Here is an 11,470-nt window from a genome sequence, read left to right as displayed (position 1 = left end):
TCTTCATGGGCAGGAATTCGAGGAGTGCTGACGCGCACCCCGAGCCGTGGCCGGACCCAGCCACGATGCGGACCACCGCGGCGTTCTTCTGCGGTCTCAAGAAGGTGCGAGCGTGGTCGGGCCGGTCGTTCACCGAGCTGGCCGCGCACAGCAAGGAGCTCGGCTATCCGCTGGCCCGCAGCACGATCCACAAGCTGTGCAGCGACAAGGAGGAGAACAAGAAGCTGCCGGCGACGTTCGCGCGGATCGAGCACCTCCTGCTGACCTGCGGTGTGCCCGCCGACCGGATCGGTCCGTGGAAGCAGGCTTACCACCGCCTGAACGAGGCCTCGGAAGTCGTTGCGGTGGAACAGATGCCGGTCGGCGAGGTCGGCGAGTTCGTGCCCACGTTCGGCCCCGAGTACGACCGGCCCTCGATCACCTGGCTGGCCGCGACGTTCCTGACGGGCACGGCGGTGGGCGGCGCGTTGGTGGCCTGGCTGCTGTGAGCCGGAGGCCGTCCGCTCCTCGCGCGGACGGCCTCCGCCCGGCTTCACCGCAGCGTGGCGAGACCGGCCCGCGCGAACTTCTCGTCCAGGTCACCGCTCGGCGCGCCGCCGACCCCGATGCCCGCGATCGACGTGCCGTCCACCGTCACCGGCACGCCGCCGCCCAGGAACAACGTGCCCGGGATGTCCCGCAGCGTCGCGCCCTGACCCGTGACGCGGCCGGCGAGTTCCGAGGTCGCCGCGTTGAACGACACCGCGGTGAAGGCCTTGCGCTTCGCGGACTCCTCGGTCTGCGGGCCCGCGCCGTCGCCCGCGAGCAGCACGACCAGGTCACCGCTGCGGTCGACCACGGCCACGGTGACGCGCTGGTTCTCCTTCTCCGCGGCGTCGAGGGTGGCCTGCGCGGCCTTGACCGCCGCGTCGATGGTCAGCACCTTCTCGGCGCGGGTGGTGTTGTGCTGGTCGGCTGCCGCGTACCCGGCGCCGCTGACGGTGAGCACGGCCAGGGTGGCGATCGCGATCTTCTTGATGTCCATGCCATCAACGGTGTCGCGAACAGAGCCGGGAAACCTGGTGGTGACGGTTGAACCTCGGTTCAACCCATCGGTTGACCCGCGCGGTCGTGGTCAGCGCTTACAGTCGCCGACGTGTGGCTGCACCGGGCGATGCACGCGGGCTTCTACGTGCTGTTGACGGCGTCGGCGGCGCGGTACGTCGCGTACCACGGCGCCGATCTCGTGGTGCTCGGGCTGGCTCTGGGGCTCGGACTCGTCTACCCGGCCGGGGTGCGGTGGACGCGGGCGTTGCCGGTCGTGCTCGCGGTGTGGCTGGTGCTGGTCTGGCTGGCGCCGAGCTTCGGGTGGTGCGCGATCCCGCTGTTCTTCCAGTGCCTGCGGCAGCTCAGGCCGCGGGTGGCGTTGCCGATCGCGGCCGTGCTGACGTTCGCCGTGGTGCTGGCCCAGATCCGGCTGGCCGCGACGTTCGACCTGTCGCTGGTGCTCGGGCCGGTCGGGGTCGCGGTGCTGACGGCGGCGGTGTTCTTCGACCGGGCGCGGCTGCTGCACGAGGCCGGCGTCCTTGAGGAACGCCAGCGGCTCGCCCGCGAGATCCACGACACCCTCGCCCAGGGCTTCTCCAGCATCAACCTGCTCCTGGAGCTGGGCGAGGCGGACCGGGCCGCGGAGGTCGCGCGGGAGAACCTGGCCGAGGCACGGAGGTTCGTCCGCGATCTGTCCCCGCTGCCCGGCACGTTGGTCGACGCGTTGCACCGACTCTGCTCGCACGTGGAGGTCGACGGCGAGCCTTATCCGTTGAGCGTGCAGACCGAGGTGGCGCTGCTGCGGGTCGCGCAGGGCGCTGTGGCCAACGCTGCCGAGCACGCTGAGGCGTCGAAGGTCGCGATCACGTTGTCCTACTTGGGCGACGCCGTGACGCTGGACGTGGTCGACGACGGCCGCGGCTTCGATCCGGCCGCGGTGGTTCCGGTGGAGGGCCGCGGTTACGGGCTGGCTTCGATCCGCGGGCGCATCGCGGAACTCGGTGGCACGGTGTCCGTGGAGAGCGCACCGGGGGAGGGAACCGCAGTGGCCGTGACGGTGCCGACGCCGTGAAGGTGCTGGTGGTCGACGATCACCCGGTGGTCCGGTTCGGACTGGTCGGGTTGCTGTCGCGCGACTTCGAGGTGGTGGAGGCCGCTACCGGCGAGGAAGCGCTGACCAAGGCATCCACTGTGGACGTCGTGCTGATGGATCTCCAGCTGGGCAAGGGGATCGACGGCGTGGAGGCCGCGCGCAGGATCCGCGTGCTGGAGAACCCGCCGCAGGTCGTCGTGCTCACGACGTACGACTCGGACGCGGACATCGTGCGCGCGGTCGAGGCCGGCGCGATCGGTTACCTGCTCAAGGACTGCGCGCCCGAGGAGCTCGCGAAAGCCGTGCGCACCGCGTCGACCGGCCAGACGGTGCTGTCGCCGGACATCGCACAACGGTTGCTGCGCCAGGTCCGCGGGCCCGCGCCGAAACTGAGCAAACGGGAGGTCCAGATCCTGGAGAACCTCGCCAAGGGCCTGTCGAACCGCGAGATCGCCAAGGCGTTGTTCATCAGCGAGGCCGCCGTGAAGACACACCTGGTGCGGATCTTCGCGAAGCTCGGCGTGGAGACGCGCACGGCGGCCGTGACGACCGCCGTGGAACGCAAGCTGATCCGGCTCTAAAGCTCTGGCGGGGTCGTGTCGACCAGCCGCGGATCGGGCTTCCCGCCTGACATCGCGAGCATGCCGCGCAACACCTGCAGCAGCTTGCGCAGCCCGCTCGGCTTCTTCCGGTCGATACCGCCGATCACCTGCTTCAACACGCTCAGCTGGTCGAAGTAGATCCGCTCGGTGACGAGGTTCTCGTCGGCGTCGAAGATGAAGTACGCGTTCATCCGCGTGCGGTGCGAGCCGCCGGTGGCCGGGATCTTGCCCAACGGCCCGAGGTGCGTGCCGATCAGCCAGAACTCCACGATCACGGCGTCGACGCTGTGCCGGAACGAGATCAGCTCGTGGTGCTGGTCGGGGAACGCCACGCGCGTGTCGGTGTAGTACTGCCGCACCGCGCTGTCGCCGTCGTGCACGACCATCTGCGCGATGATCTCGTAGTGCGGGTGCGGGAACGTCGAGAGCGTGGCGTCCCAGTCGTGCGCCACCTCGTCGCGGAAGTGGTCGAGCACGAGCTTCTCTCGGGCGCGCAGGACGTCCTCGGAGGGCAGCACGAATCGGGAAGACATGGGACTCCTTACCCACGGTGTGGGTTATCGACGTTAAACCCACACCGTGGGCATCCGCAAGGCACAATGGACAGGTGACGGAAACCCGCCGCGGCCGCCCGCGAACGCCACTGCTGTCCCGCGAGTCCATCGTCGACGCGACGCTGCGGGTGATCGACGCGGAAGGCATCGCCGCGGTGGGCATGCGATCGGTCGCGCGGGTGCTCGGCGTCGACGCGAAGAGCCTCTACAACCACGTCGACGGCAAGGACGGCCTGCTCGACGCCGTGGCCGAACAGCTCCTGGCCGGCCTGGTCCTGCCGCCCCGCACCGGCGACGCACGCCACGACCTGCGCGCCATCGCCGGCAGCTTCCGCGCCCGCGCACTCCAGCACCCACAGGCCGCGCCGCTCGTGCTCACCCGCCAGCTCTCGTCGTTGGAAGGCCTCGCACCCGTCAACGAGGTGCTGGCGGTGCTGCTCGCCGCGGGCGCAGAAGCCGAAGAAGCCGTGCACCTGCTGCGAATGCTGCTCGCGACGTTGATCGGCACGTTGCTGCGTGAGGTCGAAGCGGCCCCGACGTTCGGGAGCGACGACGGGGACCGCAGGGGAACCCTTGCGGCGTCCGGACTCCCCGCGGTGGCCGAGGTCGCGCCGCATCTCGCCCGCTTCGACCGCCAGGCCGAGTTCGACTACACCGTCGAGCTCGCGATCACCGCCGTGCTCGACCGCATTGATCTTCGAGGAGCGCGCTAGGCCGAACGGCGGCAGACTCGGCGCCGTGAACCTTCGACGGTGGCCCGTGGTCGCGGCCGCGGGATTCGTGGTCGCCGCGCTCGTCTACGTGCTGGCGGTGCTGACCAGAGCCGGCCAGACGATCGAGAACGCGGCCCTGCGCGGCGCCGACCAGGACAACGTGACCGAGACGGACGCGGCCTGGCAGGCGCTGGGCCAGATCACCATCTACTCGCTGGCCGCGGCCGTGATGGCAGTCGCGTTGGTCGGCGTGCTCAGGAAGCGCTGGGACCTCACGATCGCCGCGGTCGGCGTGATCGTCGCCGGGCAGCTGGTCGTGCAGGTGCTCAAGCGGTTCGTCCTCCCGCGTCCCGCGCTGGTCGAGGTCACCGGCGACTACGCGCACAACAGCCTGCCCAGCGGCCACACCACGATCGCGATGACCGTGCTGTTCGCGGCGATCATCGTGGTGCCGTGGAAGTGGCGCGGCGTGATGCTGTTCTTCGTGCTGCCGTGGGCGACCGCGATCGGCCAGTACACGCTGACGGCGAAGTGGCACCGCCTCAGCGACACCCTCGCCGCGGACGCGATCGCGCTGTCCATCGCGGCCCTCGCCTCGTGGTGGCTGCAGCGCAAGGGGTCGATCAAGCCCTACACCGGCCCGAAGCGCCGGGGCCGGGTCGTGCTGGTCGTGTTCTGGTCGCTGATCGCGGCCGCAACGCTCGCGCTCGGCCTGATCCTGTGGGGATATCCGCTGGCCAGCGAGGGTCTGCAGGCTGATCCGTGGGTGATCTACCTGGGCGCCGGCACGTTCGCGTCGGCCGGGTCGCTGATCGCGGCGCTCACCTTCCTCGCGTGCTGGCGCCGGATCGAATAGCAACCAGTTGATCTCTCGTGCGTCCCTTCAGGTGGGAGGTCCACGATGAAGGGGGACAGGACGTTGAACGTCAACCGTCGTTCGTTGCTGGCACTGGGGGCGGGGGCCGCGCTGGCCGTCGCCGTGCCGGCGCAGGCGCACGCCTCGACGATCACCGGCAAGCTGCGTGACCTCGAACAGGAACACGGCGGGTACCTCGGCGTGTTCGCCACGGACACCGGCAACGGCCGCACAGTGGCCTATCGCGCGGACCGGCTCTTCCCGATGTGCTCGGTGTTCAAGACCATCGCGTCCGCCGCGATCCTGCGGCGCGACGTCAACGGCGAGCTGCTGAACAAGGTGATCCGCTACACGAAGGCGGACGTCGACAAGTCCGGCTACGGGCCGATCACCGGCAAGCCCGAGAACCTCGCGAACGGCATGACCGTCTCGGCCCTGTGCGAGGCGACCATCACCTACAGCGACAACTGCGCGGCGAACCTGCTGCTCACCGAGCTCGGCGGTCCGCAGGCGATCACGCGGTTCAGCCGCTCGATCGGCGACCCGGTCACGCGCCTCGACCGCAGGGAGCCGGAGCTCAACTCGGCCGAGCCGGACTGCGACTGGGACACCACGTCGCCGCGCGCCATCGGCCAGAGCTACGCGCGCCTGACCCTCGGCCACGCGCTGAACCGCCCCGACGCCGACCAGCTCACCCGGTGGCTGCTCGCGAACACCACCGGCGCGAACCGGATCCGCGCCGGGTTGCCAGTGGCGTGGCGGCTCGGGGACAAGACCGGCACCGGCAAGTACGGCACCACGAACGACGTCGGCATCGCGTTCCCGCCCGGCCGCGCGCCGATCGTGATCGCGGTGCTGTCGACCAAGACGAAGCAGGACGCTCCTGCCGACGAACCGCTGGTGGCCAAGACCGCGGAACTGGTGGCGGCGGCGTTCGCCTGAAACCCCTTCGCTCATGCACCCCGTCTGGTCAGATGGGGTGCATGAGCACCTGGGGGAGATCGATCGTGCTCGCCTTGGCACTGGTCGCCACGCTCGTGGCACCAGCGCACGCGAGCAACCAAATCACGGTGTCGGCAGCGGAAGTCACGCTCGCACCTGGCCAGAACACGGCGTCCGTCGACGTCAGCTGGCACACCGACGGCAACCAAGTGGTCCAGATCTGGATCCGGGAGACCGGCAAGGCGGCCAAGCTGTGGCGGCAGCAGACCAACGGCAGCGCCGCCTGGCCGTACCTCCACGCCGAGACCACCACGACGTTCGAGCTGCGCGGTGGACCGAACTTCGGGACCGTCCTGGGCACCACGAGCAGCACCGGGCGGCTGCCGGGCCGGTTGAGCGCCGACCGCACGCACCTCGCGCTCGCACCCGGCACCACCGGCACGATCGACCTGACCTGGGCGACGAAGCTGGGTGACGCCCAGGTGTGGGTGTCGCACAACGGAAACCCGCAGAAGCTGTACGCGCAGGGCCCGTCCGGCACGGGCCGGATCACCTGGATCAGCCGCGGTACCACGGTGTTCACGCTGTGGTCCGGCACGGCACAGGAACACCTGCTCGACACTCTCGTCGTCACCGCGGACTCCGGCGCGACGGCCGCTTTCGACCAGCCCGTGGTCAACGCAGGCGGCACCGCCACGGTGCGCTGGACCGGAGGCGAGGCACGGCTCGTCAACGACGACGGAACCGAGACCGTGCTGAGCGGCGGATCGGCCGCGATCAGCACCCAGGGCGCGGACCGCAAGGTCGTGCGGGTCTACGAGGGCAACCAGGTCGTGTCGCACGCGAGCGTCACGGTGCTGCGGAACTCACGCGGCTGGGCCGGCTTCAACTACCTGCCGGAGCACGAGAAGCGCTACCAGGACTACCTCGACGACGCGACCTGGCCGCAGGTGCGTGACCAGGTCGCGCGGGACTTCGACGTGATCGCGTCCACCGGCGGCACGCTCGCCAGGGTCGTGCTGTGGCCGGAGAAGAGCACGCCGACGCAGTCGCGCAACCTGGTCGACCTCGCGGGCATCGCGAAGCAGCGCGGCGTCCGGCTCGTGGTCGCGTTCGGCAACAGCTGGCTGACGAACCCGAACTGGCAGAGCGACCGCAAGAAGTGGGCGGAGTTCACCGGCACCAGTGCCGACTGGATGAACGGCTACATCACCGCACTGGAGACCGCGGTGCCGGACAGCGTCCTCTACTACGACCTGCAGAACGAGACGTCCGGCGTGCGGGGCAACCAGCCGAACCTTCAAAGCGCTTACGTGGCAATGGTCTACGACCGCACCGCCGCGCCGAGGGGCAAGCGCGGCATCTCCGTGATGCACGCGTCGACCGACGGCGCGGACCTCGCGGAAGCGTTGCTGGGCAAGCCGATGGACTTCGTCGACGTCCACGGTTACGGCAACCTGGACCTGCTCGACGGCGCGGTGCGCGGACTGAGGCAGAAGTTCCCCGCCGCCACCGTGCTCGTCGGCGAGATCGGCCGGTCGACCTGGGACAACGGTGTGCCCAGTGACCAGAAGGAACGCGAACACGCCGACTACACCAGGCAAACGCTGCAGACGCTCGACAACCTCCGGGTGCCGATCACCCTGGCCTGGGAGCTCTACGACGACCCGCGCACGCCGCCGCACCCGAACAGCATCGGGTTCGGCCACCTCACGAGGAACCGGGCGAAGCCGGGATTCGGCGTGCTGTGTTCGCGCTGGAGCCTGGTGCCGGACTGCGGCACCCTCCGCGAGGCCACCTCGCCGACGCCGTCTGTGCTGGAGGTCGACGCGACAGTTCCGGTGCAGCCCGGAACGTTGACGCCCAACGCGATCCTGCGCGGCAACGGCACGGTCCGGCTCGTGATCACCGAGTTCGACTCGGCCGGTCGTGAGGTGGGTGCCACGCAGACCGAGCCCGTCGCCGTCGGCGAAGGCCTCAACTACCTGCGGCACCGAGGGTCCGACGTCCGGCTGCGCGACGAGACCCGGTCCGTGCGGATCGTCGTGCGGGCGGAGGGATCGACGCGGCTGCAGGTGGACGCGCTGACCGCGGCCGTCAGGTGACCGGCACCCAGAGCTCGACCACGGTGTGCCGGCGGTAGAACTCGACGAGCGGCCTGGAGGAGTCCCAGGGTGCCTGCGCCTTGAGCTCCTCCATGGCCGGTCCGATCCGCCCGTACAGCTCGGGCGGCTCGCCTTCCAGCACCGTGCGCCGGTACTTGCCACCGGGTAGCGTGCCGATGGTCAGGTCGTACGAGTCGCCGGGCTTGCGTGGCGTGCAGATGGTGTACGTGCCGGCCGTCTCGTCGATGCGCGCGAACATCTTGCGGCCCTTGAGGCCGACGAGGTTCTCGAACCAGTTCCACGCCTCCGCCATCGCCGTGAGCTCGTCGGCAACGGTGTGCTGCAGGACTTCCACGTCGTCGCGGGTGATCAGGTCGGCCATGGTCAAGTCGTCCTTTCGCGTTTCCCGGTGGCATCAGTGCGGCCGCGGCAGTGCCTTCTTGTCGGGTTTTCCCAGTGGTGTGAGCGGAAGCCGGTCGACGAACGTCACGTGCTGCGGCACGTGCTCGGGTGTGACTTGCTCGCTGACCATGCGCCGCAACACGTCCGAGTCGGGGGAGCGGCCGGGCAGCGGTTCGACGACGGCGTGGATCGCCTGGCCGGTTCGGGCGTCCGGCACGCCCACGACGGCGGCCTGCGCGACATCCGGGTGGCTCGCCAGCGCGGCCTCGATCGGTGCCACGTAACAGGTGTCGGCGTTCACCACGATCACCTCGGCCGCGCGGCCTGCCAGGTGAAGATGGCCGTCCACCCGCGAGCCCAGGTCGCCGGTGCGCAGCCAGCCGTCCTGCAGCACCTCCGCGGTGAGGTTCGGGCGGCGCCAGTAGCCGGTCATCGTGCCGGGTGAACGCACCAGCACGTGTCCGCCGTCGATCTTCAGCTCCACGCCGGGCACCGGTTCCCCCACCGACGTCAGGTGATCCGCCGCGTCGCCGTGGTCGAGATAGGTGATCGCGAAGCTCTCGAACTGCCCGTACGCCTGCGCGACGATCGGGCCGTACCGGTCGATCGCCTCCTGGTAGCGCGACGGCAGCAGGGGAGCGCCGCCGGTCGTCACGTGCGCGAGGCCCGGGATCTCGCCGGCCTCGTCCAGCAACCGGTACAGGTACGACGGGTAGAAGTGCACGGCCGCCGAGCCGGCACGCTTCACCGCGTCCACAAAGGACCCGACCTCGAACTCGCGGTGGATCTCCAGTGGAACTCCCAGTCGCATCAACGCCGGTCCGACCGTGCCGAGCGCGTGAGCAAGTGGCGTCACCACGATCAGCCGGGTGTCTGCGGGGTACGGCGGGCGTGCGGCGAACGACGCCGTGACGAACTCCAAGGCCTCGAACGTCAGCATCACGGCCTTCGACTCCCCGGTCGTGCCGCCGGTGTAGACGAGCTGCGCGATGTCGGAATCGAGTGCCTGCACCGCAACGGGTTCGGTGGAGTCCTCAGTGGACGCGAACGAGCCCAGGTCGTCCTCGGTCAGGATCAGCGCCGCGTCGATGTCCTGCACCAGGAACGGCAGCCCACCGACGACGTGACTCGGGTCCATCGCGACGAACCGCAGCCCGAGCACCTGCGCGGCGAACTTCAGGACCAGCAGCTCCCAGCGGTTGCCCGACTGCACGCCCAGCCCGTCGCCGCGCTTCAGGCCGTGCCGGGACAAGGCGCGGGCGAACCGGTTGATCTCCGCGAGCAGTTCCCGGTACGTGAATTCGACATCGCCTTCGATCAGGGCGAGCCGATCGTCGAATGCGTCGAACGCGTTCAACGTGTTGTGCACCAAGCGAGCCATGCGATCCCCCTTCGCAGTCGAAACCCTAGTCGAACGCCAATTCGTCGGCTACCGTGGAATGCGAATCTCGTTCACGTTCCCAAAGGCGGCGGCGATGCGGCGAGCTGTGCTCCTGACAGTCCTGTTCCTCTTCTCGTTGGTGATCACCCCGGTGCGCGCGGAGTCGTTCGACGGCACCGAGCTCCGGGTGTCCGGCGGGGTGTTCCGCGACGAGCACGGCCGCGAGGTCGTGTTGCGCGGCTTCAACGTCTCGGGCACGGCGAAACTCGCCGAGTACCGCGGTCTGCCGTTCGCGTCGGTCGCGGACGCGCGCAAGTCCGCGACCGCGATGAAGCAGCTGACGGGTGCGAACGCGGTGCGGTTCCTGCTGACCTGGGCGTGGATCGAACCGGTGCGCGGCCAGATCGACCACGCGTACCTCGACGGTGTGACGGCGCAGCTGCGGGCGTTCACCGACCAGGGGATCCGCGCCTACCTCGACTTCCACCAGGATCTGTACTCGCGCCATCTGTTCAACAAGGACAGCTGGTACACCGGTGACGGTGCCCCCGCGTGGGCCGCGAGCGGCTACCCCAAGGAGTCGTGCGGTCTGTGCTTCCACTGGGGCCAGAACATGAAGAACAACAACGCCGTCACCGCCGCCACCTACGACTTCTGGCACAACCGCGACGGTGTGCAGGACTCGTTCCTGAACGCGGCCGGTGAAGCCATGAAGCACGTCCGGGAAGCGTTGCCCGCCAACGAGTTCAAGCTCGTCGTCGGCGTCGACCCGTTGAACGAGCCCTACGCCGGCAAGTACGACAGCGGCCAGACCTCGCAGCAGTGGGAGCGCGATCTCCTGATGCCGTTCTACCACCGCTTCCGGGCCGAGATGGATGAGGCGGGCTGGACCTCGAAGCCCGCCTTCGTGGAACCGCTGGTGTTCTGGAACCAGAACGTGGAGTTCTTCGCCGAGCCCGGCGGCCTCACTCTGGTGCCGGCGCTGGGCGACCGGTTCGTGTTCAACGCGCACTTCTACGACGGCAAGGCCCAGTCGGGCGTGCTGATGCCGGGCAAGGCTGGCGACGGCCAGTACACCCAGGCGTTCGGCACGATCCGTGAACGCGCCGCGGCGCACGGCACCACCGCGATCGTCTCCGAGTTCGGGCACCCGGTCTCGGGCTACACCTCCGACAAGACCTCCTCGGTGCTCAAGGCGATCTACCAGGGCCTCGACTCGGTGTCCTCCGGTGCTCGCTGGTGGTCGGCGCCGCGCGGCACGGTGATCTCCGGCAGCCAGTGGCACTGGGACACCAACTACGGCCGCCACCGCGAGCTGATGAACGACAACCCGGACAAGGTCAAGACCGACGGCGACGCGATGAACGACGAGCACTTCTCGGCGGTCAAGCTCGACGCGGCCGGCCACCCGGTGCTCACCGTCGAACGCGCTCTCGTCGACCGCGTCTACCCGCAGGCCGTCGCGGGCACCACGCTCGCGTTCACCTACGAGGACCGCGCCTACCAGACCTGGCAGCAGATCCCGCTGCCCGCGGTGCGCTCGCTGGTCGGCTCGGCTCCGTTCGCGGTGCTGGTCTGGGACTCGAACGGCGGCGCCGCGCCGACCGAGCTGCACCTGCCCGAGTCGCTGCGCTCGCCGCTGGTCGTGAGCTCGGCGTCGTCCGTGGTGGAGGGCTCGCGGCTGCTCCTTCGAGGAGGCACCGGACGGCAGTTCGCGCTGGTCACGGCCGCTTCCGGAGGCAACGTTGCGGCTGCGGAGGCCGAGCTGCGGCAGTGGTACCAGAGCTGGTGAGTTG

Annotated in this window: 12 protein-coding genes; 8 read left to right on the top strand and 4 right to left on the bottom strand. The window is 69.4% G+C overall.

Annotated features, from left to right (window positions below; translation table 11 throughout):
- The first annotated feature begins 5 nt into the window (after positions 1–5).
- The gene (locus LFM09_RS11835; RefSeq protein WP_414096419.1) at positions 6–488 is read left to right on the top strand and encodes a hypothetical protein; all 483 of its coding nucleotides are present in this window, start codon (positions 6–8) and stop codon (positions 486–488) included.
- 44 nt (positions 489–532) lie between these two features.
- Here the strand turns inward: LFM09_RS11835 and LFM09_RS11830 are convergent, their stop codons facing one another.
- Positions 533–1,024 (bottom strand): GlcG/HbpS family heme-binding protein, encoded by a 492-nt coding sequence (locus LFM09_RS11830; protein ID WP_414096418.1) that lies wholly within the window; start codon positions 1,022–1,024, stop codon positions 533–535.
- Between the two features lie 111 nt (positions 1,025–1,135).
- Between LFM09_RS11830 and LFM09_RS11825 the strand changes: the two genes are divergently transcribed.
- Together LFM09_RS11825 and LFM09_RS11820 are read left to right on the top strand one after the other, a co-directional pair.
- Complete coding sequence (locus LFM09_RS11825; RefSeq protein WP_414096417.1) at positions 1,136–2,098, top strand: sensor histidine kinase; 963 nt, start codon at positions 1,136–1,138, stop codon at positions 2,096–2,098.
- Entirely contained in the window at positions 2,095–2,700 is a 606-nt protein-coding gene (locus LFM09_RS11820) for a response regulator (RefSeq protein WP_414096416.1), read from the top strand. The genes LFM09_RS11825 and LFM09_RS11820 overlap by 4 nt, the downstream gene beginning before the upstream one ends.
- Here LFM09_RS11820 and LFM09_RS11815 read toward each other — a convergent pair.
- A complete protein-coding gene (locus LFM09_RS11815; RefSeq protein WP_414096415.1) occupies positions 2,697–3,254 on the bottom strand; it encodes an ester cyclase in 558 nt (185 codons plus the stop codon). The two genes, LFM09_RS11820 and LFM09_RS11815, sit on opposite strands and share 4 nt — an antisense overlap.
- 74 nt (positions 3,255–3,328) lie before the next feature.
- On the opposite strand from LFM09_RS11815, the gene LFM09_RS11810 reads away from it, so the two are divergent.
- The 4 genes from LFM09_RS11810 to LFM09_RS11795 are packed head-to-tail and all read left to right on the top strand — an operon-like array spanning position 3,329 to position 7,891.
- Positions 3,329–3,988 carry a TetR/AcrR family transcriptional regulator gene (locus LFM09_RS11810; RefSeq protein ID WP_414096414.1) on the top strand — a complete coding sequence of 220 codons (660 nt, stop codon included), beginning with the start codon at positions 3,329–3,331 and terminating at the stop codon, positions 3,986–3,988.
- Between the two features lie 25 nt (positions 3,989–4,013).
- On the top strand, positions 4,014–4,844 hold the full coding sequence (locus tag LFM09_RS11805) for a phosphatase PAP2 family protein (protein ID WP_414096413.1): 831 nt from the start codon (positions 4,014–4,016) through the stop codon (positions 4,842–4,844).
- 45 nt (positions 4,845–4,889) lie between these two features.
- Positions 4,890–5,786 (top strand): class A beta-lactamase, encoded by an 897-nt coding sequence (gene bla / locus LFM09_RS11800; protein WP_414096412.1) that lies wholly within the window; start codon positions 4,890–4,892, stop codon positions 5,784–5,786.
- A 41-nt stretch (positions 5,787–5,827) separates the two neighbouring features.
- On the top strand, positions 5,828–7,891 hold the full coding sequence (locus LFM09_RS11795; RefSeq protein ID WP_414096411.1) for a hypothetical protein: 2,064 nt from the start codon (positions 5,828–5,830) through the stop codon (positions 7,889–7,891).
- Here LFM09_RS11795 and LFM09_RS11790 read toward each other — a convergent pair.
- Both LFM09_RS11790 and LFM09_RS11785 read right to left on the bottom strand, forming a co-directional pair.
- Positions 7,884–8,273, bottom strand: coding sequence for a GyrI-like domain-containing protein (locus LFM09_RS11790; RefSeq protein WP_414096410.1), 390 nt, complete (start codon positions 8,271–8,273; stop codon positions 7,884–7,886). The genes LFM09_RS11795 and LFM09_RS11790 overlap by 8 nt on opposite strands.
- A gap of 33 nt (positions 8,274–8,306) precedes the next feature.
- The gene (locus LFM09_RS11785) at positions 8,307–9,674 is read right to left on the bottom strand and encodes an AMP-binding protein (RefSeq protein ID WP_414096409.1); all 1,368 of its coding nucleotides are present in this window, start codon (positions 9,672–9,674) and stop codon (positions 8,307–8,309) included.
- A 94-nt stretch (positions 9,675–9,768) separates the two neighbouring features.
- Between LFM09_RS11785 and LFM09_RS11780 the strand changes: the two genes are divergently transcribed.
- Positions 9,769–11,466, top strand: coding sequence for a cellulase family glycosylhydrolase (locus LFM09_RS11780; protein WP_414096408.1), 1,698 nt, complete (start codon positions 9,769–9,771; stop codon positions 11,464–11,466).
- Positions 11,467–11,470 lie beyond the last annotated feature (4 nt).

The sequence above is a fragment of the Lentzea alba genome (assembly GCF_047445655.1).
GTDB lineage: Bacteria > Actinomycetota > Actinomycetes > Mycobacteriales > Pseudonocardiaceae > Lentzea > Lentzea alba_A.
This window is presented reverse-complemented; position numbering and strand designations above follow the sequence as displayed.